This is a genomic window from Flavonifractor sp. An100 (assembly GCF_002161175.1).
Classification (GTDB): Bacteria; Bacillota; Clostridia; order Oscillospirales; family Oscillospiraceae; genus Lawsonibacter.
In genome coordinates this window covers 24,966-50,474 of sequence record NZ_NFMA01000007.1, presented here as the reverse complement: position 1 = coordinate 50,474, position 25,509 = coordinate 24,966, and the positions used below count along the sequence as shown (strand labels likewise).

At 61.4% G+C, this 25,509-nt stretch carries 24 protein-coding genes; 8 read left to right on the top strand and 16 right to left on the bottom strand.

Features of this window, described 5'->3' with window-relative positions; translation table 11 throughout:
- The first annotated feature begins 18 nt into the window (after positions 1-18).
- Positions 19-747 carry a response regulator transcription factor gene (locus B5E43_RS05790; protein WP_087394540.1) on the top strand — a complete coding sequence of 243 codons (729 nt, stop codon included), beginning with the start codon at positions 19-21 and terminating at the stop codon, positions 745-747.
- The gene (locus B5E43_RS05785; RefSeq protein ID WP_143382956.1) at positions 737-2,086 is read left to right on the top strand and encodes a HAMP domain-containing sensor histidine kinase; all 1,350 of its coding nucleotides are present in this window, start codon (positions 737-739) and stop codon (positions 2,084-2,086) included. The genes B5E43_RS05790 and B5E43_RS05785 overlap by 11 nt, the downstream gene beginning before the upstream one ends.
- Positions 2,087-2,149: 63 nt before the next feature.
- Here the strand turns inward: B5E43_RS05785 and B5E43_RS05780 are convergent, their stop codons facing one another.
- The 4 genes from B5E43_RS05780 to B5E43_RS05765 are packed head-to-tail and all read right to left on the bottom strand — an operon-like array spanning position 2,150 to position 3,876.
- A complete protein-coding gene (locus B5E43_RS05780; protein WP_087394536.1) occupies positions 2,150-2,917 on the bottom strand; it encodes a peptidoglycan recognition family protein in 768 nt (255 codons plus the stop codon).
- A 48-nt stretch (positions 2,918-2,965) separates the two neighbouring features.
- The gene (locus B5E43_RS05775; RefSeq protein WP_087394534.1) at positions 2,966-3,229 is read right to left on the bottom strand and encodes a hypothetical protein; all 264 of its coding nucleotides are present in this window, start codon (positions 3,227-3,229) and stop codon (positions 2,966-2,968) included.
- Positions 3,230-3,256: 27 nt separating this feature from the next.
- Positions 3,257-3,520 (bottom strand): phage holin family protein, encoded by a 264-nt coding sequence (locus B5E43_RS05770; protein ID WP_087394532.1) that lies wholly within the window; start codon positions 3,518-3,520, stop codon positions 3,257-3,259.
- Positions 3,521-3,555: 35 nt separating this feature from the next.
- Positions 3,556-3,876, bottom strand: coding sequence for a hypothetical protein (locus B5E43_RS05765; RefSeq protein WP_087394530.1), 321 nt, complete (start codon positions 3,874-3,876; stop codon positions 3,556-3,558).
- Positions 3,877-4,051: 175 nt separating this feature from the next.
- Here B5E43_RS05765 and B5E43_RS05760 point away from each other — a divergent pair, with 175 nt between their 5' ends.
- Positions 4,052-8,329, top strand: coding sequence for an EAL domain-containing protein (locus tag B5E43_RS05760; protein WP_158098974.1), 4,278 nt, complete (start codon positions 4,052-4,054; stop codon positions 8,327-8,329).
- Between the two features lie 72 nt (positions 8,330-8,401).
- On the opposite strand, the gene pyk is transcribed toward B5E43_RS05760, so the two are convergent.
- Together pyk and B5E43_RS05750 are read right to left on the bottom strand one after the other, a co-directional pair.
- Positions 8,402-9,832 (bottom strand): pyruvate kinase, encoded by a 1,431-nt coding sequence (gene pyk / locus B5E43_RS05755; RefSeq protein WP_242964728.1) that lies wholly within the window; start codon positions 9,830-9,832, stop codon positions 8,402-8,404.
- 237 nt (positions 9,833-10,069) lie between these two features.
- Positions 10,070-11,251, bottom strand: a complete 1,182-nt coding sequence (locus B5E43_RS05750; protein ID WP_087394523.1) for a pyridoxal phosphate-dependent aminotransferase — start codon at positions 11,249-11,251, stop codon at positions 10,070-10,072.
- 260 nt (positions 11,252-11,511) lie between these two features.
- On the opposite strand from B5E43_RS05750, the gene B5E43_RS05745 reads away from it, so the two are divergent.
- Positions 11,512-12,297: a phosphoenolpyruvate-utilizing N-terminal domain-containing protein gene (locus tag B5E43_RS05745; RefSeq protein ID WP_158098973.1), complete on the top strand. Its 786-nt coding sequence runs from the start codon at positions 11,512-11,514 to the stop codon at positions 12,295-12,297.
- Between the two features lie 19 nt (positions 12,298-12,316).
- On the opposite strand, the gene buk is transcribed toward B5E43_RS05745, so the two are convergent.
- The 7 genes from buk to B5E43_RS05710 form a co-directional block, all read right to left on the bottom strand.
- Positions 12,317-13,405 carry a butyrate kinase gene (buk, locus tag B5E43_RS05740; protein ID WP_087394519.1) on the bottom strand — a complete coding sequence of 363 codons (1,089 nt, stop codon included), beginning with the start codon at positions 13,403-13,405 and terminating at the stop codon, positions 12,317-12,319.
- A gap of 17 nt (positions 13,406-13,422) precedes the next feature.
- Entirely contained in the window at positions 13,423-14,343 is a 921-nt protein-coding gene (locus B5E43_RS05735; RefSeq protein WP_087394517.1) for a bifunctional enoyl-CoA hydratase/phosphate acetyltransferase, read from the bottom strand.
- 197 nt (positions 14,344-14,540) lie between these two features.
- On the bottom strand, positions 14,541-16,268 hold the full coding sequence (locus B5E43_RS05730) for a phospho-sugar mutase (protein ID WP_087394514.1): 1,728 nt from the start codon (positions 16,266-16,268) through the stop codon (positions 14,541-14,543).
- Positions 16,269-16,398: 130 nt separating this feature from the next.
- Positions 16,399-17,307 (bottom strand): RluA family pseudouridine synthase, encoded by a 909-nt coding sequence (locus B5E43_RS05725; protein WP_087394512.1) that lies wholly within the window; start codon positions 17,305-17,307, stop codon positions 16,399-16,401.
- A complete protein-coding gene (locus tag B5E43_RS05720) occupies positions 17,304-17,732 on the bottom strand; it encodes a hypothetical protein (RefSeq protein ID WP_087394510.1) in 429 nt (142 codons plus the stop codon). Before B5E43_RS05720 ends, B5E43_RS05725 begins: the two co-directional genes overlap by 4 nt.
- A 12-nt stretch (positions 17,733-17,744) precedes the next feature.
- Entirely contained in the window at positions 17,745-18,158 is a 414-nt protein-coding gene (locus B5E43_RS05715; RefSeq protein ID WP_087394508.1) for a hypothetical protein, read from the bottom strand.
- A complete protein-coding gene (locus B5E43_RS05710; protein WP_087394506.1) occupies positions 18,155-18,358 on the bottom strand; it encodes a helix-turn-helix transcriptional regulator in 204 nt (67 codons plus the stop codon). Before B5E43_RS05710 ends, B5E43_RS05715 begins: the two co-directional genes overlap by 4 nt.
- Positions 18,359-18,543: 185 nt before the next feature.
- On the opposite strand from B5E43_RS05710, the gene hemW reads away from it, so the two are divergent.
- From hemW to rlmH, 4 genes are all read left to right on the top strand, one after another.
- Complete coding sequence (hemW, locus tag B5E43_RS05705; RefSeq protein ID WP_087394504.1) at positions 18,544-19,788, top strand: radical SAM family heme chaperone HemW; 1,245 nt, start codon at positions 18,544-18,546, stop codon at positions 19,786-19,788.
- A 277-nt stretch (positions 19,789-20,065) separates the two neighbouring features.
- A complete protein-coding gene (locus tag B5E43_RS05700) occupies positions 20,066-21,361 on the top strand; it encodes a UDP-N-acetylglucosamine 1-carboxyvinyltransferase (RefSeq protein ID WP_087394502.1) in 1,296 nt (431 codons plus the stop codon).
- Positions 21,362-21,459: 98 nt separating this feature from the next.
- Positions 21,460-22,299, top strand: a complete 840-nt coding sequence (locus B5E43_RS05695) for an MBL fold metallo-hydrolase (protein WP_087394501.1) — start codon at positions 21,460-21,462, stop codon at positions 22,297-22,299.
- Positions 22,293-22,775 carry a 23S rRNA (pseudouridine(1915)-N(3))-methyltransferase RlmH gene (gene rlmH / locus B5E43_RS05690; RefSeq protein WP_087394499.1) on the top strand — a complete coding sequence of 161 codons (483 nt, stop codon included), beginning with the start codon at positions 22,293-22,295 and terminating at the stop codon, positions 22,773-22,775. The genes B5E43_RS05695 and rlmH overlap by 7 nt, the downstream gene beginning before the upstream one ends.
- A 49-nt stretch (positions 22,776-22,824) precedes the next feature.
- Here rlmH and B5E43_RS05685 read toward each other — a convergent pair whose 3' ends face one another.
- The 3 genes from B5E43_RS05685 to B5E43_RS05675 form a co-directional block, all read right to left on the bottom strand.
- On the bottom strand, positions 22,825-23,703 hold the full coding sequence (locus B5E43_RS05685; RefSeq protein ID WP_087394497.1) for a 4Fe-4S cluster-binding domain-containing protein: 879 nt from the start codon (positions 23,701-23,703) through the stop codon (positions 22,825-22,827).
- Positions 23,704-23,726: 23 nt separating this feature from the next.
- Positions 23,727-24,776 carry an A/G-specific adenine glycosylase gene (gene mutY, locus B5E43_RS05680; protein WP_087394495.1) on the bottom strand — a complete coding sequence of 350 codons (1,050 nt, stop codon included), beginning with the start codon at positions 24,774-24,776 and terminating at the stop codon, positions 23,727-23,729.
- A gap of 304 nt (positions 24,777-25,080) precedes the next feature.
- Entirely contained in the window at positions 25,081-25,470 is a 390-nt protein-coding gene (locus B5E43_RS05675; RefSeq protein ID WP_087394492.1) for a C-GCAxxG-C-C family protein, read from the bottom strand.
- Between the last annotated feature and the right edge of the window lie 39 nt (positions 25,471-25,509).

Genomic DNA, 25,509 nt, shown 5'->3' with positions numbered 1-25,509 from the left:
GGGAGGAGGGGAACAGCTATGGCAGCACGGATCTTAGCGGTGGACGACGACGCGTCCATTTTGGAGCTGGTGAGCGACGTGCTGGGGGAGCGGGGCATGGAGGTGACCACCGCGGGCAGCGGCGAGCGGGCCCTGAAGCGGCTGGAGGAGGAGTCCTTTGACCTGATCCTGCTGGACATTATGATGAAGGGCATCAGCGGGCTGGAGGTATGCCGCCAGATCCGGGACCGGGTAAACTGCCCCATCCTCTTCCTCAGTGCCAAGGACAGCGTGGCGGACATTGTGGAGGGCCTCGGTCTGGGAGCGGACGACTACCTGACCAAGCCCTTTGCCCTGGAGGAGCTGGCCGCCCGAGTCCAGGCCCATCTGCGCACCAGCGCCCGGCTGGGCGGTGCCGCCCCCCGGCGGGAGGAGGCGCCCATCACCATCGGAGAGATCTGGCTGGACCCCGCCCAGCGCCTGGTGAAGCGGCAGGGGCGGAGGGTGGAGCTGTCCACCCGGGAATTTGACCTGCTGGCCTACCTGATGCGCAACGCCGGACGGACCCTGTCCCGGGAACAGATTTTCCGGGACGTGTGGGAGACCGACTACGGGGACGTGGGCACGGTAGCCATCAACATCAAGAACCTGCGCACCAAGCTGGACCCGGAGTGGGCCTACATCAAGACCATCTGGGGGTCGGGCTACCGGTTTGTCACCAAGAGCGGCTATGAGGAGCAGACGGGAGGAGAGGACCATGGAGGGTGAACGCCGCCGCTGGCGGTTTCCCGGGGCGGGCTGGCTGAGCGCCAAACTGTCCCGGAAGATGATCTTTGCCCTGCTGGCCCTGGCGGTGCTGGGCTGGGCGCTGACCTTCTCCTGGTTTCTCCGCTACCTCCGGGACTACGTGGGGGACACCTATGACGCCGCCATGGGGACGGCCCAGGAGCAGGCCCGGCAGGTGGCCTCCTTTTTGGAGGGGAGCCGGGGGGACTGCTCGGGGCTGGAGGAATTTCTCAGCCAGCGGGGGGTGGGATGCAGCGTCCAGGACAGCCAGGGGACGGTGCTGGCACAGGTATTCCCCCCGGACTGGACCGGCGCACAGCTGACCATGTCGGGCACAGCCACAGCCCAGGTGGACAGCGAAACGGAGCTGCAGGTGCTGGTGTGGAGCCGTACCCTCAGCCGACAGGATCTGATCGAGGCGGTGGGGCACCGGGCTTTCTGGGGGCTGGCGCTCTTCAACCTGATCATTTTGGTGGTTGCGGGAGTCATGCTCTACCTGCTGCTGGTCTCCCCCATTATGGGCCTGCGGCGCATCATACGGGAGTATTGGGAACAGGGCAGCCTGCCCCCCCGCAGTCCCAGGCAGGACGAGGTGGGCAAGCTGCAAAACACCTTTGCCGACCTGACTGAGGCCCTTCAGGCTAAGGAGCGCTCGGAGCGGCGGCTCATCGCCTCCATCTCCCACGACATCAAGACCCCCCTGACCTCGGTGCTGGGCTACTCCGAGCGGCTGCTCAATGCCTCCCTCACGCCGGAGAAGCGGGAGCGGTACCTCCATGGCATCCATGACAAAGGTGTGGCTATCCAATCCATTGTGGATGAGTTTGATACCTATCTGGATGCCGGCCTGCGGGACAAGGCCACTATGGAGGTGGTCACCGCCCAGCAGCTGTGCGACAATCTGCGGGAGGAGTACCAGGAGGAGCTGGGGGACGCGGGCGTGAGCCTGGAGGTGGAGTGCCGCTGTCCCAAGGCCCGGCTCATCTGTAATGCCCCCCACATGCGCCGGTACTTTGGAAACCTCATCAGCAACAGCATCCAGCACAGCGGCGCCAAGGAGCTGCGGCTGCTGGTGGTGTGCCGCCAGGAGGGGGCAGACCTGGTGCTGGAGTTTGGGGACAACGGCCAGGGGGTGCCCCCCGAGCAGCTGCGCCAGATTTTTGAGCCCCTGTACACCTCAGACCGGGGGCGGAAGGTGTCCGGCCTGGGGCTGTCCATCTGCCGGAGCATCATCCGGGCCCACGGAGGGACCATTACCGCTTACAACCGCCCCCAGGGGGGACTGGTGGTCAAGGCGGTGCTGCCCTGTGCGGGCGGCTGAGCATATAAAAACGCCCCGGGCGATTGCCCGGGGCGTTTTGCTGTTCATGGGACCAGGCCCATATCAACTTTTGCTGGCCAGCACCATGGCCGCCACCTCCTGCCGGGTGGCAAAGGCCTGGGGTCGGGTGCCGTCGGTGAGGCCGGCAGCGGCCGCCTGCTTTAAAATGGGGGTGGCCCAGGAAGAGGCGGACTGCTGGGCCTGACGTTTGAGCCAGTTGTCCATCAGCTGGTCAAATTGCTCCTGTGTCACTTGCTCGTCTCCTTCCAGCTCCCGGGCCACATCAGCCCGGAAGGTGTCCATGGTTTTCCCAAATTTGGGGAACCAGTGCATCACGTCGGCGTGGTTGCTGGCGATGCCCCGGCTGTGGCCCTCGCTGTGGCAGATAACCACGCCGTCCGCCAGAGGATCCAGGTCAAATTCCTTGCACAGATAGGCGGTCAGCTCCACGGCCTGGCGGTACACTGCCTGAAAATAGCCCTCGTCCCCCAGGTTATCCTCACAGATCTCAAAGGAGATGTGGGTGTCGTTGGCGCTGCCCTTGTCCCCACTGGCCGCGTGCCAGCCCCGCATGGTCCAGGGCAGGGTCTGGTAGGCGGCGATGCTGCCGTCAGCCAGCTTGCCGATAAAGGCGTGGACGCAGGCCCCGGTGCCCGGCTGGTTCCAGTGGCGCAGGGAGGGCTGGCCCAACAGACCGTCGTTGGGGGCCACATAGCGGCACAGATTGGGGTTGTTGGCCCCCGTGGAGTGGACCATTACCCCCTTGGGACGAAGGGAGCGGCCAGAGCGGTAGCAATCATTTTCGGTCAAAAGCTGCTTGCGCAGATTCATGGGCTCACCTCCGATTCCATTCTATGCCGGGCACATGGAGATGGTTCCTCAAGCCTGCTCTTTGCCGTCCGTCTGCTCCAGGGCGGCGTCGGCGGCCAGACCGGCCTCCACGGCTGCGTCAAAGGCGGCGCGGTCGGGGAAGGCCTCAGAGAGCTCCTGGCCGTGGCGGCCCATAAACTCCCGGATGGCCCGGTCCTCCTCCTGAGTGAGCAGGCCGGGGTGCTGGTCACGGTACAGGGCCAGACCGATGGTCAGATCGGGGGCCTGGTTGTCCCGGGTCAGGGTGTAAATTTCATACAGGTGCTGCTTCATGGTTGCTTCTCCTTTCCAGTGTGAGCGTCAATGGTTGAGCTGCTTTTTCGCCTGGTCCAGGCCGGTGGCGGCCAGACCGGATACAATGCCCACCGCTGTGGCGGTGAGGGGGTCCCCCGCGGGAAAATCCGGCAGGGGGAGGTACAGGGCTGCCAGGCCCAGCAGGCCCCCCGCCGCCCCGCAGACGATGGGGATAAAGGAGTCATTGTTCCAGGGGGTGGCCTTCACCACCAGTCCGGCCAGGTAACAGATGACGGTAATGGCCGCCACCGATGCCACTCCAAATTCCACGGCTTACACTTCACCTCCTCCCGTCTCAGGGACGGTCATTGGTCGCGGACCTCCAGAGTGCGTAAATCCTCCACCAGCTTGGTCACCGGACCGTTGCCGCCCAGGGCGTGGTACTCCCGATACAGGGCCTCCACATTTTCCAGGCCGTGGAGCGTGATCCAGCCCCGCTCGGAATAGTGGTAGTAGGCCTGGACGATCCGGTCCCGGAGCAGGGCCCGAATCCCACGTTCTGCGGCCTGCTGCCGCTGGTCGGTTTGGCGCAGCCGGCGCCGCACAAGCCGCAGCCAGGCGCACAATCCCGCCCCGCAGCAGGCGCACAGCCACTGCAGCCAGTAGTTGGTAATGACCTGTCGCATCTGGATAATCCCCTCCTACCTATGGAGCGAGAGCTGGGAAAAGATGCTCAAAGCCGTACATCCAGGCGGCAGAAAGCCCTAGGGCCTTGCGGAAGGGAAACGGGCAGGTTATAATGACGATGTATACATGTGCCGCAGCAGGTATGTATAAGAGCGGAAACAGGAGAGAAGAATGATGGAATTTGAACTGGGAAGGGAAAAGGGAATTGGATTGTGGCGGAATGTCCTGAATTTTCTCAGTGAGAGCTCAGACGAATATTTCTTTTTCTGGGACTTTGGTTCCGGGACCCTCTATTTTTCTGGGGATATCCAGGCTCGTTACCCGATTTTACAGGGAGGGAAAAAATTCTGCACGATTGCAGACTGGTGCGACATGGTCTATCCCCGGGATTTGCCGGCGCTGGAGCAGGATTTGGACCAGGTAATGCGGGGCGAGAAGCTGATCCATAACATGGAGTATCGGGTCATCGACCGGGCGGGAGATGTGACCTGGATTAGCTGCCGGGGCAAGACCCATGTGGATGAACAGGGCCGGCCCATGTGGATGATGGGGCGGGTATCCGACTCGGCCAGCACCATCAAGGCCGATCGCCTGACCGGAGCCTTTACCATGGAGGTATTGAAGCGGGAGCTGGAGGCGGTTCTGGAAGGGGAACTGGACGGCTTTTTACTGCTGGTTGGCGTAGATAATCTAAAAGCTATCAATCTGAAAAACGGCCGGGAATATGGAGACCAGGTGCTCAAGCGGGTGGTTGCCTCCCTGGAGGACGCCACAGACGGGACTCAGCGGATCTACCGGGTCAACGGAGATTGCTTTGCCGTTGTTCTGCCCCAGCGGGACGCCGATGCGGTGGACGCACTGTTTTCCCAGGTGCAGCGCCGGCTGGAGGGACAGTGTACCTTGTCCGGCGGCTGTGTTCCCTTTCGGGAGTATTTGGTTCCGGATGGGGGAACTCTGTACCAGTATGCGGAAAACTCCCTGGACTACGCCAAGGCCCAGGGAAAGAATCTGCTATGGTTTTTCTCTGCGGAGGACTATGAAAAGGACCTGGCGGCCCTGGAGCTGAAGGAAGACCTGCAAAAAAGTGTACAGGATGGCTTCTCCGGCTTCTCCCTGTGTTACCAGCCCCAGATCGCCCTTCACGGCTTCCGTCTCCACGGGGCGGAGGCGCTGCTGCGCTACCGCTCTCCCCGGAGAGGAGATGTCTCCCCGGGAGAATTTGTCCCCATTTTGGAGCAGAGCAAGCTGATTTGCCCTGTAGGCGTGTGGGTGTTAAATACGGCACTGGAACAGTGTAAGCAGTGGCGGCAGAAGATTCCGGACATGCGAGTGAGCATCAACATGTCCTATATCCAGTTCTGCCAATCGGACGTCACCGAGTCGGTGCTCAAGGCGGTGCGGGACAGCGGCCTGCCGGGCAGCGCCCTCATTGTGGAAGTGACCGAGAGCATGGAGATGCTGGACTACCCCTACCTCAACGAGATCTTCCGCCAGTGGAAGCAGGTGGGGATCGAGATCTCCGTGGATGACTTTGGCACGGGCTACTCCAGCTTGGGGCGGCTGAAGCAGCTGGAAATCGATGAGATCAAAATTGACCGCTGCTTTATCAGCAATATCCAGCACAGCGCCTATAACTACCGGCTGCTGAGCAACATGCTGGAGCTGGCGGAGAGCTCTCAAATCCGGGTGTGCTGCGAAGGTGTGGAGACCACGGAAGAGCTGGCCGTGCTGGAGGAACTGCGGCCCAATTTGGTCCAGGGCTTTCTGTTCTCGCGGCCAGTGCCCCCTGGGGAGTTTCAGAGGCTGTATATGGAAGAGGACAGCGAAGCGTTTCAGCAGCGGTTGCTTCGGGAACGCGCCTATCCCCACAGTCTGGATCTGGAACAGGTCCCCATGGAGCAGTGGCCGGAGGAGGAGCTTGTCCAGGCCATCATGGAGACGGAAAACGACATCTTCTATGTCAGCGATCTGGAGACCTATGAGCTGTACTACTTAAATCCGGCGGGACAGCGGCTGTTTGGCCTGAGAGATTATAAGGGCAAAAAGTGCTATAAAGTTCTCCAAGGCAGAGATGAGCCCTGCCCCTTCTGTACCAATCAGTGCCTGAAACCCGACGATTTCTATATCTGGGATCGGAAAAATGAATATTGCGGGCGCCATTTTATTCTCAAAGACAAAATGATGACCTATCGGGGAAAGCGGGTGCGTCTGGAGGTAGCTCTGGATGTGACCAAGCACGAGATCATTAGCCAAAATGTAAAGGAACGACTGGCATTTGGGGAAAAAGTGGTGGAGTACAGCCGTATCCTGGCCCGCAATCTTGATTGCGCAAAGGCAATCGAGAACGTACTGGCCTCGGTGGGGGAATTTTATCAGGCAGACCGGGCCTACCTCTTTGCGCCGGATTCTCTCCAGTCAGACCATTGGAAGAATACTGTTGAGTGGTGTGCCTCCAACGTGGTGCCCCAAAAGGAGAATTTACAACAAGTGCCTCCCAAGGCCATGGAGCGCTGGGTGAAGCGCTTTGAACGGGACCAGTCGGTGATTATTCTGAATCTGGATACCCTGCGAAAAACCAGCCCCTATGAGTGGCAGGTCCTCCAGTCCCAGCACATCAGCCGTCTGATTGCGGTGCCCATCCGGATTAACGAACAGGTCATTGGATTTGTAGGGGTGGACAACCCCCGCTACTCCATCCAGGATGATTCCCAGATCCGGGTGCTGTCCTACTTCCTCACCAACCGCATCCGTCAGAACCGCAACGAGCAGCGCTACCACGCTTTGCTCAACACGCCCTATTGCGATATCCTGAACAATATCGGCGTGGGGCTTTGGGTCATTCGCTTCGATCCTGAAAACGGCCAGTGGGAGATGATAGCGGATGACACCATGTATCAGGTGATGGGAGTAACCGACACGCTAGACGCTCAGGAGTGCTACCAATTCTGGTACAGCCGGGTCAATGACGGGTACTACCACTATGTCAATCAATCGGTCAGCCAGATGATTAACAGTGGGCGGGTGGTCCAGCTGGAATACACCTGGAAGCATCCCCAGCTCGGGGAGGTGGTGGTCCGCTGTACGGGAGTCCGGGGACGGGATGAGGACGGGAAAATCTGTCTGAGGGGATATCACCGGATCATCAGCGACATCGAACGGCCTAAATTTATGACGGACGTCAACGAGCAGGATGTGTTTGAGTATAACGAACTGAACAAAACCATCTTCTTTCATACCGAGCGCACCCTGCTGGCGGGAGGCGAGCGGCATGAATCCAATTTCCCTCTTTGCTGGTTGGAGCAGGAAATTGTCCACCCCCATTTCTACGACGTATTCCTTTCGCTGTTTTCCCGTATCCGCCTCAAGGAGGATACCCAAGTGCCTGAAATCCTTCTGAAAGGGAAGGATGGGCGTTACCAGTGGTTTCGGCTTTCCGTGCGGCATCTGGGCCGGGAGGAGCAGGATTTGGACACTGTGGTGGCGGTGGCTGAGCCTACGGAGTCCCGGCGCGTAATGGAGCTGGAGAGTACGCGGGTGAAGGGATTCTACCAGGCGCTGCTGTCTGAGACGGTGGCCTATGCGGAAGTGGACCTGGAGAGCGGACAGCTAAAGGCCCAGGGTGGATTGTGGCAGGACTATGCCCAGGACTACCGCCAGGGAAGCCAGCCCCACTTTATTCAGGTGTTAGAGGAGCGGTTGACCCAGTATCTGCCGGCAGAGGAGCTGAAGGAACTCAAGAGTTACCGGAGCCGGGAAGGGTGGAGCCGTTTGCTGGGCCAGGGTGAGAACACCAGACGCCTATATTACCGCCGCCCCATTGGAGAAGAACTGCGGTGGGTGGAGCTGGTGATCCACATTTTCCGGGAGGACACCACCCAAAATGCCTTTGCATTGATCTATCTCAAGGACATCAACGCCCAGAAGGAGCGGGAGTTTGCCCAGGTGGAGGCGGCCAACCGGGACCCCTTGACCGGGAAATATAACCGGGCGGCCTTTGAACGAGAAATGTCAGCCTATGTCCACCGGTTTGATAAGGAAGCTGGTCCCTGTGGCATTTTGATGCTGCTGGATGTGGACAATTTTAAGGAAATCAACGATCAGATGGGCCATTTGGAGGGAGACCGGGCCCTGAAGCAGGTATCCAAGATCCTCACCTATACCTTCCGTCAGGAGGACCTGATTGGCAGAATGGGAGGAGATGAGTTCCTGGTTTTCGTCAAAGGCCATCTGGAGCGGGCTCAATTGGAAGAACGGCTGCAGCAGCTGCTGCAGCGCATGCAGACCGATCACACCTATAGTCTCACCTGCAGCATCGGTGTCACCATGGTGTATAACCGGGGTTACTACTATAATGCGGTGCTTCAGCAGGCGGATATCGCCCTGTACGAGAGCAAGAAAAATGGTAAAAACAGCTTCTGTTTTTATCAGGACCTGAATCATGTGCCTCAGTAAAGCAAGAAGACCGGCCGGCCCTTTTGGGGCCGGCCGGTCTTTCCTATGGGTGATGTTTGGGAAAGGAAACCGTTACATGGCGTCCTGATCAATGACCTGGGCCTTGATGAGGTTGGTGGAGCCGCTCTTGCCCAAGGGGACTCCGGCGGTGATGACCACGGTGTCGCCGTTTTGCACCAGACCCTCCTTCACGCCCACCTCGGCGGACAGAGAGAAGATCCGGTCGGTGGAGTTGACCTCTCCGGTGAGGAAGGGGATGACGCCCCAGCAGATAGCCAGCTGGCGGCGGACCTTTTCACTCATGGTCAGGGCGGCCACCGGACAGGCGGGGCGGAACCGGCAGATCATACGGGCGGTGCGGCCGGAGCTGGTGGCGGCCAGAATGGCCTTGGCGTCCAGGTCCTTGGCGGTCAGACAGCAGGTGTGGGTGATGGCGTCGTTGATGTTGGAGGCGGGAACCACCCGCTGCTTCTGGAACTGGCGCCAGTAGTTGATGGAGCTCTCCGCCTCGTTGATGATGCCCACCATGGTGGTCAGGGCCTCCACCGGGTACTTGCCGCCGGCGGTCTCCCCGGAGAGCATCACGCAGCTGGTGCCGTCAAAGACGGCGTTGGCCACGTCGGACACCTCCGCTCGGGTGGGACGGGGGTTGCGCATCATGGAGTCCAGCATCTGGGTGGCGGTGATTACCGGCTTGCCCGCCTGAAGACCCTTGCGGATGATCTGCTTTTGCAGGATGGGTACCCGGGCGGCGGGAATCTCCACGCCCAGGTCACCCCGGGCCACCATGATGCCGTCGGCAGCGGCCAAGATCTCGTCGATGTTGTCCACGCCCTCCTGGTTTTCGATCTTGGCGATGATCTTTACGCTGTCCCCGCCGCAGTCATGGAGGACCTGGCGCACCGCCTCCACGTCCGCCGCCCGGCGGACAAAGGAGGCCGCCACAAAGTCAAAGTCGTTCTCTACGCCGAATTGGATGTCGGATACGTCCTTCTCGGTGAGGGCGGGGAGATGGATGTGGACGCCGGGGATGTTGATGGACTTGTTGGCCGAGAGGGTGCCGCCATTTTCCACGGTGCAGTGGATCCGGGTACCCTCGATCTCCTTGACCCGAATGGCCACCAGACCGTCGTCAATAAGGATCTCCTGCCCCACGGTCAGCTCCTTGTGCAGCTCGGGGTAGGTCACCGACACCTGGGTCTGATCCCCGGTGATGTCGTCGGTGGTCAGGGTGAAGGAGTCCCCCGCCTCCAGGGTGATGGCCTTGGTGTCAAAGCCCTTGATGCGGATTTCCGGACCCTTCGTGTCCAAAATGGTAGCCACCGGCCAGCCCATGGAGTCCCGGACGGATTTGAGCAGATTCAGCCGGGCCAGGTGTTCGGGATGGCTGCCGTGGGAAAAGTTAAACCGGGCCGCGTTCATGCCGGTGCGGATGAGAGCGCGGATCATTTCCTCGTTGTCCACCGCGGGGCCCAGAGTACAAATCACTTTGGTTTTTCTCATGCTTGATTTCCTCCTGTTGGGAATCATTATTTTATAGTCTTTTCTTTTTTTGCTCTTTTATCATACAGGAAAAAGTAGGCTTTGGAAAGGTGAGATTTCCATAAAAATAGAGGAGGAAAGCAGGGAGGAATCGGGCAAAAAAGGGGGACGATTTTAAGAAAGAGGGACAATTTTAACTGAATTTTAACAAAAAACAGAAAAAATGTCCGCCCCGAAAAAACGGGACGGACAGAAAAATCAGCGGTAGGAATCGGCCAGGGCCTTGAACTTGGGCAGGGAGCGCTCGATCATCTCGGTCTGCACGCAGTAAGCGATGCGTACGTGGCCGGGGGCGCCGAAGCCGGAGCCGGGGACCAGGAGCAGATCAAACTGCTTGGCCCGCTCACTGAAGGCCAAGTCGTCGGGCTCCAGGGACCGGGGGAAGAGGTAGAAGGCGCCGCCGGGCTGGGCCACATGGTAGCCCATCTCCCGCAGAGAGGACACCAGCAGCTGACAGTTGCGCTCGTAGACGGCAAGGTCGGAGGTCAGGTCACAGCACAGGGAGGTGACCTGCTGGAACAGGCTGGGGGCATTGACGTAGCCCAGGGACCGGCCGGCTCCGGCCACCGCGGCATAGACCTGCTGGGCATCGGTCACCTGGCCGGGGACCAGAACATAACCCAGACGCTCGCCGGGCAGGGACAGGGACTTGGAGAAGGAGTAGCACACAATGGTGTCCCGGTACAGGTGGGGGATCCAGGGGGCCTTGACTCCGGAGAAGACGATCTCCCGGTAGGGCTCGTCGGAAATGAGGTAGATGGGGTGTCCGTACTCCCGGCTCTTGGCGGTGAGGATGGCGGCCAGCTGCTCCAGGGTTTCCTGGGAGTAGACCACGCCAGAGGGGTTGTTGGGGGTGTTGACCACCACGCCCTTGGTGTGGGGGGTGATGGCGGCCTGGAAGGCGTCAAAGTCAATTTGGAAGTGCTCGATTTCCGGGGGAATGAGCACCATCTTGGCACCGGCCCCTTCGATGAACACCTTGTACTCCGGGAAGTAGGGGGCAAAGACGATGAACTCGTCCCCGGGGCAGGTCAGGCCGTTGAACACGCAGCACAAAGAGGCGGCCGCGCCCACGGTGAGGTAGAACTGGTCGGCGGTGTAGTCCCCGCCGAAGCGCCGGTTCAGGGAGTCGGCAAAGCGCTGCCGGGCAGCGGCGTCGCCCTGGGCGCTGGTGTAGCAGTGGATGAGGTCGGGCTGCTCCTGGAGAATGCGGATGGCCGTCTCGTTGACCTGGGGAGGGGCGGGGACACTGGGGTTGCCCAGAGAGAAATCGAACACATTCTCCGCACCTACTACAGCGGCGCGCTGCTTGCCATATTCAAACAGCTCCCGAATCACGGACCGGGCGGTGCCCAGTCCCAACATACGTTCCGAAACCATGGGAAAAACCTCCTCTTGCTTGTCAGTTCTATAACCGTCCCTGGGGACATAGAATGAAAATGGGACAAGTTCTTAGCTTTCCTATTATACCACGGTACTTTTTTGAAGTAAAGAAGCATTCTCTGTACCAAGACAAGTAGGACGGAAGGGTCAGGAATGCCTGCCGGGGCAGGGGAAAAATTGGGCTGAATCCCAATTTACAAAGGATGGCCGGAACGGCTATAATCAAACAAAAGTCCGAGCCGGCGGGAGGTGTGCGCATGGAGACAGCCATGGGAAAATCCATTCTGGGACAGATCGCCTTTGGCCGGCTGCGGTTTCTTCGCAGACCGGAACAGGATGTGACGGAATTTTCCCAGTTGAACTGGGAAGAGGAGATACACCGCTTTCACACCGCCCAGAGCCTGGCGGTGGGCCAGCTGACCACCCTGTATGAGCAGGCGGTGCGGTGGATCGGAGAGGGGCTGGCCTCCATATTCGCCATCCACGCCATCCTGCTCCAGGACGAGGAACTGGAGAGCGCCGTCCGCTCCATGATCCGGGAGCGGGGCGTGACGGCGGAGTACGCCGTCCAGGCGGCGGGGGAGCGGTTCAGCCAGGCCTTTGATGAGATGGACAGCACCTATATGCAGGCCCGGGCCATGGACATCCGGGACATCTGCCACCGGATGATCCGCCTGCTGCTGGGCCACCGGCGCTATGACCCTCTGCGGGAGGGACCGGCCATTTTGGTGGCGGACAAGTTTTTCCCCAGCGAGGTGTTGGACCTGGATCACCGCAGGCTGCTGGGGCTGATCGCCCGGCAGGGGAGCGTGGACAGCCACACCGCCATGCTTCTGCGGGCCTACGGTATCCCGGCCATGGCCGAGGTGGAGCTGGGCAGGGAGTGGGACGGACGTCTGGCTTTGCTGGACGGCTTTGACCACCGGCTGTATCTGGAGCCGGACGGAGCCACCCTGGAACGGCTGCGGCTGCGCTATCAGGCGGGAGGAATGCCCCCTTCCGAGAAGGACAAACAGAAGGAAAAACAGCCCCAGACCGTGTAGGTCCGGGGCTGTTTTTTGATTATCGGGCGGGAAGGGGACAGACGGGGTGGAAGGTGTGGACGGGCTCCTCCCCCCGCAGGATGCGCAGGGTGCCCAGGGCCAGGGCCTCCATCTCATTTTCCCCGGGGATGATCACCACCCGGCACAGGTTGTGCAGGTAACCGATGACCATGTCGGTGAGCAGTTTGGAGTTGGCCAGGCCGCCGGTGAGGATGACCGCGTCGATCAGCTCGGTAAAGCAGCCCAGCATGATGCCTACCCCCTTGGCGATCTGAAGGGCCTGGGCCTTGTAGACCAGGGCGGCCCACTCGTCTCCATTCTGGATGCGCCGCTCCACCTCCTGACAGTCGTGGGTGCCCAGCAGGGCGGAGATGCCCCCCTCTCCCCGGAGCTTTTTCAGCATGTCCGCCTTGGTGTACTTGCCGGAGTAGCACAGGTCCACCACGTAGAGCATGTTGAGGCTGCCTCCCCGGTCGGGGGAGAAGGGACCGGCGTCGTCGGAGACGGAGTCGATGATCCGGCCGTGGGCGTGGGCGGAGATGGAGATGCCTCCTCCCAGATGGGCGATGACCAGATTCATGTCCTCGTAGCTGCGCCCCATGGCCTGGGCATATTTGTGGCCGGTGGCCCGGGCATTGAGGACGTGGCAGAAGCTGGTGCGGGTGACCTCCTTAAAGCCGGTGACCCGGGCCTCCGGGAGCAGCTCGTCGCTGGTGACGGCGTCGTAGATGTAAGCGGGGATGCCCAGGGGCTGGGCAAAGGAGCGGGCCATTAGTCCACCCAGGTTGGAGGCGTGGTCAAAGACGGTGTGGTGGAGCAGGCAGTCAGACAAAGCGTCATCCACCAGGTAGCCTCCGGAGACGATATTGGGGATAATACCGCCCCGCCCTACCACCGCCGACAGGGTGGACAGGTCGAAGCCCTCCTGGGCCAGCCAGCCCCGCACCAGCGCCACCCGGTAGTCCAGCTGGTCGTTGAGGGCGGGATAGGGGGCCAGGTCCTGGTTGGTGTGGACAATACTGTGGGTCATTAGGGGGCGGTCGTCCTGATACACCGCCGCCTTGGTACTGGTGGAGCCGGGGTTGAGCACTAAGATCCGTTCAGACATAGGAAATCCTCCTGTGGTCAGACATGGGATGGGGTGTTCTGGGCCATGGCGGCGCAGATGAGAATGGAGCTGTACTTCTCCTCCGGGGTGGCCCCCCGGGAGTTGATGGTGATGGGAACGGTAGCCCCCAGCACCACGCCGGCCATCTGGCCCCCCGCCAGGCCGTACAGGGCCTTGCCCAGCAGGTTGCCCGCGGCGATGGAGGGACACAGCAAGATGTCCGCGTCCCCGGCCACCGGACTGTGGTAGCCCTTCACCCGGACGGCTTCGGGGTCGGTGGCCAGGTCCAGGGAGATGGGGCCCTCCACCTCACAGGGCCCGAAGTCCCCCCGGGCCCCCTCCTCCTTCAAAGCGGCGGCGTCCAGGGTCTCGGGCATGTGGGGGTTGACCGTCTCCACGGCGCACAGCACCGCCGCCTTGGGCCGGTCGTAGCCTAAAAAGCGGCAGAAATCCAGGGCGTTTTTTAAGATGTGCCGCTTCTGCTCCAGGTCGGGGGCGATGCACATCCCTCCGTCCGTGTCAAAGAGGAGCTTGGGGTAGCGGGGCACGTCCAAAATGGCCACGTGGGACATCACCTGGCTGGCCCGGATGCCCGTCTCCTTCTGGACCACCGCCTTGAGCAGAGAGCCGGTCTGGAGCATGCCTTTGATCAGCATCTGTCCCGCACCCTCCCGGATGAGGGCCACGGCGCGCTGGGCACAGTCCGCCTCGCCGTGGGCGGGGACCACTTGGTCGGGGGAGAGGGGATGGCCCAGCTTCCCGGCCAGGGAACGGATCTCCTCCGGCTCTCCCACCAGCAACGGATGGATCAGGCCGTCCGCCTGGGCGGCAAAGACCGCCTGGAGGGTGTGCTCGTCGTGGGCGGCGGCCACCACCGCTTGGCAGGGGGGCAGGCCGTGAAGACGCCCCTTTAGTTCCTGAAATCCAGAGATCACCATGGAAGATTCAAACTCCTTTGTTGGGCTGATTTGGTAAAATCATTGTACCATTGTATGGGGAAAAAGTACACATAAAATTCAATTTGACGCATTAAAGCGACAGAAAAACAAACTTTTTCAACCAAAACAGAGAAAAAAGGGGCATCCGCGCCAGCGGATGCCCCGGAATGGAACAGCTTTTAACTTGTCAGCCGGCCTCAGCCCTTTAAGCTCTCCGCCCAGGCGGCGTACTTGGCCACTTTGGCGTCGCAGTCGGCCTTGCTGGCGCCGTTGGCCAGGATATAGACCTTCACCTTGGGCTCGGTGCCCGAGGGACGGACGATGAGGCTGGTGCCGTCGGCCATCTCGTAGCGCAGCACGTTGGAGCCGGACAGCTCCATGGTGGTCTTGCTGCCGTCGGCCACGCACACCACGCTGCCGTCCTGGTAGTCCTTCTGCTCCTTCACGGCCACTCCGGCGATCTCCACCGGGGGCTTCTCCCGCAGGCCGGCCATCAGGTCGGCCATCTTCTTCAGGCCGTCCAGGCCGGGCATGACCAGGTTCATGGTCTTCTCTCCGTAGTAGCCGTACTTCTCAAACAGGGCCTGGAGGGCGTCGTAGAGGGTCATGCCCTGGGAGGCGTACCAGGCGGCCATTTCGCTCAGCTCCACGCTGGCGGACACCGCGTCCTTGTCCCGGACATAGTCCCCCAGCATGTAGCCGTAGGACTCCTCGTAGGAGAAGATGACCTTCCCCTCGCCGCTCTCCTCCAGCTGGTCCTTCTTCTGGGCCAGGAACTTAAAGCCGGTGAAGGTGTCGTAGCACTGCAGGCCGTTGACCTCGGCCACCTTCCGGGCCATCTCAGTGGTGACGATGGTCTTCAGGGCCACCGGCTTGTCGGGCATCTTGCCCGTGCGGCGCTTGGCCCCGATGAGGTAGTCCAGCAGCAGCACGCCGGTCTGGTTGCCCGAGATGACCACAAAGTCGTCCTCTTTGGTGCGCACCATGATGCCCACCCGGTCGGCGTCGGGGTCGGAGCCCAGGATGAAGTCGGCCCCCTCCTTCTTGGCGATGTCCACCGCCAGATAGAAGCCCTCGGGGTTCTCCGGGTTGGGAGAGACCACAGTGGGGAAGTTACCGTCAATGACCATCTGCTCGGGGACGCAGATGACCTGCTTCATGCCCAGACGCTTGAGGGCCTCGGGGATGAGCTTGTAGCCGGTGCCGTGGAAGGGGGTGTACACCATCTTGAAGGTGTCCGCCATCTTCTCCACCACAGCCTTGTCGTTGACCTGCTCCATCACATTGGCCAGGAATTTCTCGTCGGTCTCCGCCCCCATGAGGACGATCTTGCCCTCCGAGATGGCCTGGTCGTAGTCCATGGTCTTAACGCAGGCGAAGACGTCCAGCTCCTTCATCTTCTTGGCCACTTCGTCGGCGTGCTTGGGGGGCAGCTGGGCGCCGTCCTCCCAGTAGACCTTGTAGCCGTTATATTCCTTGGGGTTGTGGCTGGCGGTGACGTTGATGCCCGCAATGCACCCGTACTCCCGCACAGCAAAGCTCAGCTCCGGGGTGGGACGCAGCGACTCAAACAGCCGCACCGGAATGCCGTTGCCCGCCATGACGCAGGCAGCCTCCCGGGCGAAGGTGTCGGAGTTGTTCCGGCAGTCAAAGCAGATGGCCACGCCCCGGGCCACAGCCTGGGGGCCCTCCTCCAGAATGACCTGGGCAAAGGCCTGGGTGGCGTGGCGGATGACGTGGACGTTCATCCGGTACAGGCCCACACCCATGGTGCCCCGCAGCCCGGCGGTGCCGAAGGACAGCTGGTCAAAGAATCGGGACTCGATCTCCTTCTCATCCCCCCGGATGGCCTCCAGCTCGGCCTTTTCCTCCGGGGACAGGGCGGGGCTGGCCAGCCACTTATCATAGGTATCACGATAGGACATACACATGACCTCCTAAGTATAGTGTGACGGAATTATTCTGCCCAAAGTATATCATACCAGCCCCTGGATTTCCAGAGACTTTTGACGGAAATGAAGTTGGGACAGTAAAATCCTGGAAGGAGTCAGTTGGTCAAATGTCCCCGGGAGGGCAGGCCAAAAGACGGGCCATGTCCTGGGGAAGGGGGGCGGTGAAGGACAGTGCCTTTCGGGTGACGGGGTGGACTAGGGACAGGCGCCAGGAGTGGAGGGCCGGCCGGGAAATGAGGCGGGGGTCCTCGGTGCCGTAGAGAAAGTCCCCCACCAGCGGGTGCCCCAGGTGAGCCATGTGGACCCGGATCTGGTGGGTGCGGCCGGTGTCCAGGACCAGATGGAGAAGGGAGAAGTCCCCGTGGGTCTGCACCAAGCGGTACCCGGTGCGGGCTGGCTTGCCGTCAGGGCGGACCATCTGCTCCACCAGAGAGTCCGGTTTTGGCCCCAGGGGGGCATCCACCACTCCGGTCCGGGGCTCCGGTATGCCCACACACACCGCCAGATACTCCCGGCGGAACTGGTCGGTGTGGAGCTGGTTCTTCAATACCTCCTGGGCGTGGGGGTGCTTGGCCACCGCCAGCAGGCCGGAGGTCCCCCGGTCCAGCCGGTGTACCGGGTGGAAGTCGTCCTCCACCCCCGTTTGATCGTAATAATGGAGAAGAAAATTACCAATTGTATCGGAAAAGTGGCCCGGTCCGGGGTGGACGGGGACCCCCGGGGCCTTGTTGAGCACCAGCAGGTCCTGGTCCTCGTAGACAATATTCAGGGGACCGGGGGCCGGTACAATGCCACTGCGCCGCTCGGGGTCGGACAGCCGCACCGACAGCACCTGGCCCTCCCGGGGACAAAACCGGGTGTTCACCCGTTCCCCATCCACCCAAATCCCATCGGGGAGCCACTTCACCCGCCGCACCACCGTCCCCGACAGGCCCAGGTGCTTTTTCAGCAGGGTGTCTACCCGAGTGCCCGCCAGCTCCGCTGTGACGGGCAGCTCCAGCCGGCGGGTCATAGCCGTTTGGTCCAGCGGTTCATGTTCACCATGTAGAATACACAGTGGAGCACGATGACCACCGACACCAGGGCGGTGGGAAAGCCGCTGCCCAAAATCAACGTGAGGAAAAAGACACCCCACAGCAGATATAAGGTCCAGTACCAGCTGGAATAGGCCGCTTTTTCCCGGATGGCTATATTCCGTTCGTCCCGTTCCGCCCGCTCAAGCTCCTTGCGCTGCTCCTCCGTCCAGGTACGGTCGAAGTGGGCCATAGCCAGTCGGCTGCCCGACAGGCCGCCCACCGCCCCTGCCAGGCCAAAGCACAGCCCGCTGATGGAGGAGGCCAGTTGGTCCCCCAGAATCATAGCTGCCACTCCCAGTCCCACAGCTGCCACCAGACCAAAGGCGGGCAGATAGGTGTTGCCAATGCGAGTTCCCTTCATGGTGCTCCCTCCTTACATCCTGTGCCGGAACCAGGCCATGGCTCCAAGATTTGCTCCCACGCCCAATACGATCAGGGCAAAGCACAACGAGGCACTACTGATCTGGATTTCCATGCATAGTACGGCGGCCCCGAGTAGGGCAAAGAGCAGCACACGCCAGCTAAATGTGGCGGCTTTTTCCTGAATGGCCCGGTTTCGCTCATCCCGCTCCATCCGATCCTGCTCCCGCTTCTCTTCTGGGGAGAGTCTGTGGTAGCGGTACCGGCTCCAGGAAAGGCCGATCAGCGCGCCTACCCCTCCTCCCAGACCTATACTGGAAAGTGTCTGACTGTAATGCCGGAGATCAGTAAAATAAATTCCAACCGGGATCAGCAGCAGACAAAAGATCCACTCAAATTTGCTGGGTTTTCGACACCCTATTTTCATGGCGTATCCTCCTCAAACAGGAATACTTCCTCAATGGTCAGGCCAAAATACCGGGCGATGCGGTGGGCCAGCAGCAGGGAGGCATTGTACCGCCCGCTCTCCAGGGAGATGATGGTCTGCCGGGTCACATCCACGGCGTCGGCCAGCTCCGCCTGGGAGATGCGTCGCCCCTTTCGAAGCTCTGCAATTCGATTGGTCACCCAAGTCCCTCCCCTCAATAAGTAAAGCTTACTTTACAATATAAGTATAGCGAACTTTACATTTCCTGTCAAGGTAGCTTTACAATTTGAAGAAAAAATTGGTTTTCCATGGAGAAAGCCGGGGAATAGTTGCAAAATTCGGCAAATTGGATATAATATCGGAGAAAACAAAGGAGGGCGGCCCCATGTTCGGACGGAAAAAAGCCCCCACAGCCCAGCTGGGCAAGGGGGACAAGCTGGGAATTTACATCCACATCCCCTTTTGCCGCAGCAAGTGCGACTACTGCGACTTCTACTCTCTGGCTGGGCGGGAGAAGGAGATGGACCGGTATCAGAAGGCCCTCCTGGCCCACTTGAATGAGACCGCCCCTCTGGCCCAGGGGATTTTGGTGGATACCATTTACTTTGGCGGCGGCACTCCCAGCTATTATGGGGAAAAGCGGCTGCGGGAGCTGCTGGGGGCGGTACAGAAGCTGTTTCAGGTTGAGAAGGGGGCGGAGATCACCCTGGAGGCCAACCCGGACAGCGTCACCCTGAAGGGGCTCAAGGCCCTTCGGAAGGCGGGATTTAACCGCCTGTCCATGGGGATGCAGTCGGCCAGCCAGGAGGAACTGAATGCCATCCACCGGCCCCACACCGCCCGCCAGGTGGACGAGGCGGTGGCGGCGGCCAAGAAGGCCCGGTTTAAAAATTTGTCTCTGGATCTCATTTACGGCCTGCCCGGCCAGACCATGGACAGCTGGAAGGCCACGGTGGAGCACGCCCTCTCCCTCATCCCCCAGCATCTGTCCTGTTACGGCTTGAAGGTGGAGGAGGGCACTCCCCTCTGCGCCCGGGTGGCGGCGGGGGAACAGCTGCCCGACGACGACCTCCAGGCCGACGAGTACCTGTGGACGGTGGGCCGGCTGGCCCGGGCGGGCTACCCCCAGTATGAGATCTCCAACTTCGCCAAGCCCGGCTACGAGTCCCGACACAACCTGCGCTACTGGCTCACCCAGCCCTACATCGGCTTTGGACCCGGGGCCCACTCCGACTTCGGCGGCCGGCGCTACTCCTTTGTCCGGGACCTGGACGCCTATATCGATGGAGTACTCAACGGGGGGAGCATCATCGACAACGAGGAGTTGATCCCACGCCGGGAGCGGTGCGGGGAGTACCTGATGCTCCGCCTGCGTACCGCCCGGGGCATCGAGGAGTGGGAATACCGCAGCGACTACTTTATGGACTTTGCCCCCCTGGAGCAGCGCCTGATGGAGTTCCAGGTCCAGGGCTGGGCTCAGAAGACCCCTGAGGGCCGCTGGCGGCTGACGCCCAAGGGCTTTTTGGTGTCCAACCAGCTCATTGGTGACCTGCTGGAGCGGCAGCGCCAGGGAGACCTGGCCGACCTGTTGCCCAAGGCCCGGGAACAGTATGCACGGCAAAAGAACTGACAGTCTGGAAAGAAGGTACGATTTTTGACAAAAAATTTTCCCAGAAATGGACAGAGACCCCCCATTTTTTTGTGCCCCTCCCATTCAACTTGACGATTTGCAGCAGAACGTGCAAAATAATTTGCCAAGTGGACATAATAATGATATACTATATAAGGTTAGGGACCCGTTGCCCCAAGGGTTAGCGGTCCGGACCAGATGAACAAACGATTACATATGGCTGCTTGCCATATTTTCATACGATGCCGCCTGTTGCGGCTCAAAGAGGGTGCATGATTTGACCAAGTATCAGATCCGGGGAGGGAATCCTCTCCACGGGACCATTGAGATCAGCGGCGCGAAAAATGCCGCTGTGGCCATCATCCCCGCCGCCCTGATGGTGGACGGGACTTGCCGCATTGAAAATATTCCCCAAATCAGCGATGTGACTTTGATCCTCCAGATCCTTCGGGAGCTGGGGGCGGACGTGCGTACCGTCAACCGGACTACGGTGGACGTGGACTGCACCCATATCCGGAACCGTCAGGTTCCCTACGAGCTGGCCCGGAAGATCCGTGCCAGCTATTATCTGGTGGGGGCCCTATTGGGCCGCTTTGGCTGGGCCGAGGTGCCGCTGCCCGGTGGCTGTGACCTGGGTGGACGGCCCATTGACCAGCACATCAAGGGCTTTGTGGCCATGGGGGCCGAGGTGGATGTACGCAACGGCCTCATCTGCGCCCAGGTCCCCGGCGGCGGACGGCTGTCCGGGGGGCAGGTCTATTTGGATATGGTATCCGTGGGGGCCACTATGAACATCATGCTGGCCGCCGCCCTGGCCAAGGGCATGACCGTCATTGAAAACGCCGCCAAGGAGCCCCACATCGTGGACCTGGCCAACTTCTTAAACTCCATGGGGGCCGACATCATGGGCGCCGGCACCGATGTGATCAAGATCCGGGGTGTGGACCGCCTGCGCGGAGGCACCTACTCCATCATCCCCGATCAGATCGAGGCGGGCACCTATATGGCCGCTGTGGCCGCCGCCGGGGGCGAGGTGCTCATCAAAAACGTGATCCCCAAGCACCTGGACTGCATCACCGCCAAGCTGGTGGAGATGGGAGTGGACGTGGAGGAGCAGGATGACGCCGTCCTGGTCCGCCGCACCGGCCCCATCAGCCGGGTGAATGTGAAGACCATGCCCTACCCCGGCTTCCCCACTGACATGCAGCCCCAGATCGCCGCGGTGCTGTGTCTGGCCCGGGGGACCAGTGTGCTCACCGAGGGCGTCTGGGAGAACCGCTACCGCTACGTGGACGAGTTCCGCCGTATGGGGGCCCGCATCCAGGTGGACGGCAAGGTGGCCGTCATCGAGGGGGTGGACAAGCTCACCGGAGCCCCCGTCCACGCCTGCGACCTGCGGGCAGGGGCCGCCATGGTCATCGCCGGGCTGTCTGCCCAGGGCGTGACGGAGATTGACGCCATCCACCATATTGAGCGGGGCTACGAGACTTTGGTGGAAAAGCTCTCCCGGGTGGGGGCGGATATCCGCACCATTACCGTATCCGACGAGGAGACCCAGGCCCAGGTGGGCTGAGAAACAGCAAATGGATGGGCGGCCCAGTCGCGGCCGTCCATTTTTTATGGAATCCGGCCGCCCGGGTCTGCCCGTGGGGGAACAAAGGAGGGGCAAATGTGCTGACATTTACTACCCTGGCCAGTGGGTCCAGCGGCAACGCCGCCCTGGTCTCCTGGGGGGACACCCATATCCTGCTGGACGCGGGTATCTCCGCCCGGCGCATCACCACCGGTCTAAAGGCCCTGGGGGTGGACCCGGTCCGGATCTCCGCCGTCCTCATCACCCATGAGCACCACGACCATATCTCCGGCCTGCCGGTGCTGACCAAAAAGCTCCGCGTTCCCATTTACGCCTCCGCTCCCACCTGCGGGGAGATCAACCGTCGGGTGCCCTTTGTGGAGGACCTGCTCCGCCGTCAGGAGCCGGGCACGGGGGTGCAGATCGGAGGGCTGTGGGTGGAGTCCTTCCCCACCCCCCACGACGCGGCGGGGAGCGTAGGCTACTCCATCTCCGCGGAGGGGAGCCGCATGGTGCTGTGTACCGACCTGGGCCACATCACCCCGGAGGTGCGCCGGGCGGCGGAGGGCTGCGATTTGCTGGCCTGTGAGGCCAACCACGACGAGGACTGGGTCCGGTCCGGCCCCTACCCCTACCCCCTGAAGCGGCGGGTACTGGGGGACTACGGACATCTGTCCAACGAGGCGGGGGCGGAGCTGGCCGCCCTGGCCGTCCAGTCCGGCACCCGAACCCTGGTGCTGGCCCACCTGTCGGCGGAAAACAACACCCCTGCCCACGCCCGGGAGGTAGTGTGCCGCCGTCTACAGGCCATGGGCTGTGACCCGGAGCGGGATGTGTCCCTGGCGGTGGCCCCCCGGGGCGATCTGGGGCCGGTGTACCGCCTGGAGCGGGGAAGGGACACCGTGGCCTTCCGGCTGAGGGAGGCGGCGCTGTGCTGAGTGTACATCTGATCTGTGTGGGCAAGCTGAAGGAGAAATTTTACCTCCAGGCCTGCCAGGAATATGAAAAGCGGCTGTCCGCCTACTGCAAGCTGACGGTGACGGAGCTGCCCGAGGAGAAGCTGCCTGCCAACCCCTCCCAGGGACAGATCGACGCCGCCCTGGAGAAGGAGGGGGCCGCCATCCGGAGCAAGCTCCCCCCCAGCGCCAGTCTGGTTTGCCTGTGCGTGGAGGGGAAGGAGTATTCCAGTCCCCAGCTGGCCCGGCTGATGGGACAGTGGGCCCAGGGGTCGGGAAAGCACCTGGTGTTCGTCATTGGAGGCTCCTACGGCCTGTCGGAGGGGCTGAAGCGGGAGGCCTGGGTGCGGTTGTCCATGTCCCCCATGACCTTCCCCCACCACCTGGCCCGGGTGATGGTACTGGAACAGATCTACCGCGCCTTTAAAATCAACGAGGGCTCCTCCTACCACAAATAAAATAACAAAAACCGGACCGGAAGGTAACAAACCTCCCGGTCCGGTTTCCTTATACCCCCGTGAGATCGAAGGGGGGCGTGTACTCCTCCTTGGCGGAGGTGCGCTCCTGGGTGAACCCCTCCAGCCCCAGGTTTGCCATGTACTCCTGGGCCGACCGGATCTCTCCCGGCCGCAGCCGCCGGTTGACCTCCGGGCAGGCAGACAGGTCCCCCCAGGGGGTGTACTGGCTCATGAGGGAAAAGAGGACGGTTTTCGGGGGAAAGCTCTCCGCCACCCAGTCCATCACCGCCTTGGCCTGGTGGACCTGTCCAGGGAGGATCAAGTGGCGAATGATGACTCCACGGCGCATGAGCCCCCCCTCTTCCAGCTCATAGGGGCCCGTCTGGCGCACCATCTCCCGGATGGCTTCGGTAGCCCGCTGGGGGTAGTCGGAGACGGCGGAGTAGCGGGCGGCGGTGGTCCCGTCCAGATATTTCAGGTCGGGCAGGTAGATGTCCACCTTCCCCTCCAGGGAGCGGAGGGTGTCCACGCTGTCGTAGCCCCCGGTGTTCCACACCACCGGAACCGGCAGGGGGTGGGCGTCCAGCAGGGCGGAGACCACGTGGGCGTAGTGGGTGGGGTTGACGAAGTTGATGTTGTGGGCGCCCTGGGCGATGAGCTCATCACAGATCTGCCCCAGCCGCTCCAGGGTGATGGGTTTTCCGAAGTCCTGGTGGCTAATTTTCTCGTTCTGACAGAAGACGCAGCCCAGGGAGCAGCCGGAAAAGAAGATGGTTCCTGACCCCCGTTCCCCCGAAATGGGGGGCTCCTCCCACAGATGGAGGGCGGCCCGGGCCACCACCGGAGCCTGGGGCATCCGGCACAGGCCCAGCCCCCTCTCCGGGGTGCGCTCCGCCCCACAGGCGCGGGGACATTGACGGCAGATCACAGAAAGGTCCCTCCTGTTTACAGTTAGAATGGGCCCAGGCGGGCGGCCACCTGGGGGGCAAAGGCCTGGAAGGCGTTGGGGATGGCGTAGACCTGGCGCAGCTCCTCCCGGCTGGCCCACACCCAGCCCTGGGGAAGGGGAGTACCCTCCTCCAGTTCCCCCGCCAGGGCGGACATGCGCCACTCGATGTGGGAAAAGATGTGCTTGCCCGTCCCGGCCCGTTCCAGATGTCCGGGAGACAGCCCCCAGACCTGAGGATAGTGGGTTCCGTCGGCAAGCTCATTGGGGTATTCCCATAGCCCCGCCAGTAGCCCCTTGTTCCCCCGGCGGCGCAGGGCCACCCGGTCCCCGGAGAAAAAGAGGTAGACCGTCCGCTCCTCCACCCGGCGCTCCTTCTTGGCCACCTTCACCGGCAGCTCCCCCGTCCGTCCCTCCTGAAAGGCACGGCAGAAGCCGGACACCGGGCATCGGTCACACAGGGGGGCGCCGTTGGGCAGGCAGACGGTGGCACCCAGCTCCATCATGGCCTGATTAAACGCCCCGGGGGCATCCAGGGGAATTACCTGGGATAGGTCCCTCGTCACCCGCTTCTTGGTGGCCTGGGCGGAGATGTCGGCGTCGTCCCCCCGCACACGGGCGCACACCCGCAGCACGTTGCCGTCCACCGCCGGAACCGGCAGGCCAAAGGCGATGGAGGAGATGGCTCCGGCGGTGTAGTCCCCCACCCCCGCCAGGGAGCGGATGGCCTCATAAGTATTTGGAAATACTCCGCCCCACTCCTCCATAATCTGCCGGGCCGCCTTCTGCAGGTTCCGGGCCCGGCTGTAGTAGCCAAGGCCCTGCCACAGCTTCATCAGCCGTTCCTCCGGAAGCTGGGCCAGGTCCTTCACCGTGGGAGCTTCCTCCAAAAAGCGCCGGTAGTAGTCCAGTACCGCCGCCACCCGGGTCTGTTGGAGCATAATTTCGGAAATCCAAACCCGGTAAGGGGTGGGGTGGGTCCGCCAGGGCAGGACCCGGGCGTGTTCCCGGTACCACAGCAAAAGAGGGATGGGCAGCTGTTCCAATTGGGTCAAAGGGGTTCCTCCTGTCCGGCCAAACCCAACCCTGTAAGGGGAGAAAAGCGGGGTTTGGACACTAAAATAATAATATAACAATTTGGCTATATCGTTTATAATGAAATTGGGGATGGTATTTCCATGCCCCGGGTGGTAAAGTCATTACCAGAGCAAGGGTTAAAAATTTAACGATATTCCGGCTGCCGCTCTTACCGGAGTACCGAAGAAGGAAGAGCTCTTGTTCGTGATCATTCCTTTTTCATCCATCCTTCCAGATCAAACCACGTAAGGGTGCCCATTCGGGCACCCTTACGTGGTTTTTTCAGCTCTTTTGCTCCAAAAGAGCATCCAGGGCCTGAACCATCTCATAGACCAACCCGTCACAGTGGGCCTTTTTCACCTCACCCCGATCGTGAGAGGCCTTCAGGAGGGTGGCGCAGTCGGTGGCACCGTGGGACTCCCGGAAGTCCCGAATGAACTGGGCGGCCTGGTGCTCGTCGTAGCCAAGTCCGCCCAGCACCAGAAGAGCGCCGGACAGAGCACCGCAGGTGGCTCCGTGGCGCATACCGGAGCCGAAGTGGGCGCCCAGGGCGTAGGCCTGCTCCTGAGTGAGGCCCAGCTCTTTAGCAAAGGGAACGACAACAGACTGAAAGCAGTTAAAGTGAACCTGGGTGTTGGCCCGGAGGGCCTGGGTGTGTTCCATATGGGACATGGGAAAATTCCTCCTTTGTTGATTGGCATGGCAATGGAA

Bases quoted from the DNA above. Each gene is read 5' to 3' on its own strand.
- B5E43_RS05765 (WP_087394530.1), bottom strand. From the start codon at position 3,876: ATGCGACAGGTCATTACCAACTACTGGCTGCAGTGGCTGTGCGCCTGC.
- hemW (WP_087394504.1), top strand. From the start codon at position 18,544: ATGTTCGGACGGAAAAAAGCCCCCACAGCCCAGCTGGGCAAGGGGGAC.
- B5E43_RS05730 (WP_087394514.1), bottom strand. From the start codon at position 16,268: ATGTCCTATCGTGATACCTATGATAAGTGGCTGGCCAGCCCCGCCCTG.
- pyk (WP_242964728.1), bottom strand. From the start codon at position 9,832: ATGAGAAAAACCAAAGTGATTTGTACTCTGGGCCCCGCGGTGGACAAC.
- B5E43_RS05790 (WP_087394540.1), top strand. From the start codon at position 19: ATGGCAGCACGGATCTTAGCGGTGGACGACGACGCGTCCATTTTGGAG.
- B5E43_RS05675 (WP_087394492.1), bottom strand. From the start codon at position 25,470: ATGTCCCATATGGAACACACCCAGGCCCTCCGGGCCAACACCCAGGTT.
- buk (WP_087394519.1), bottom strand. From the start codon at position 13,405: ATGTCTGAACGGATCTTAGTGCTCAACCCCGGCTCCACCAGTACCAAG.
- B5E43_RS05735 (WP_087394517.1), bottom strand. From the start codon at position 14,343: ATGGTGATCTCTGGATTTCAGGAACTAAAGGGGCGTCTTCACGGCCTG.
- B5E43_RS05720 (WP_087394510.1), bottom strand. From the start codon at position 17,732: ATGAAGGGAACTCGCATTGGCAACACCTATCTGCCCGCCTTTGGTCTG.
- B5E43_RS05750 (WP_087394523.1), bottom strand. From the start codon at position 11,251: ATGGTTTCGGAACGTATGTTGGGACTGGGCACCGCCCGGTCCGTGATT.
- B5E43_RS05715 (WP_087394508.1), bottom strand. From the start codon at position 18,158: ATGAAAATAGGGTGTCGAAAACCCAGCAAATTTGAGTGGATCTTTTGT.
- B5E43_RS05775 (WP_087394534.1), bottom strand. From the start codon at position 3,229: ATGAAGCAGCACCTGTATGAAATTTACACCCTGACCCGGGACAACCAG.
- B5E43_RS05780 (WP_087394536.1), bottom strand. From the start codon at position 2,917: ATGAATCTGCGCAAGCAGCTTTTGACCGAAAATGATTGCTACCGCTCT.
- B5E43_RS05745 (WP_158098973.1), top strand. From the start codon at position 11,512: ATGGAGACAGCCATGGGAAAATCCATTCTGGGACAGATCGCCTTTGGC.
- B5E43_RS05785 (WP_143382956.1), top strand. From the start codon at position 737: ATGGAGGGTGAACGCCGCCGCTGGCGGTTTCCCGGGGCGGGCTGGCTG.
- B5E43_RS05725 (WP_087394512.1), bottom strand. From the start codon at position 17,307: ATGACCCGCCGGCTGGAGCTGCCCGTCACAGCGGAGCTGGCGGGCACT.
- B5E43_RS05760 (WP_158098974.1), top strand. From the start codon at position 4,052: ATGGAATTTGAACTGGGAAGGGAAAAGGGAATTGGATTGTGGCGGAAT.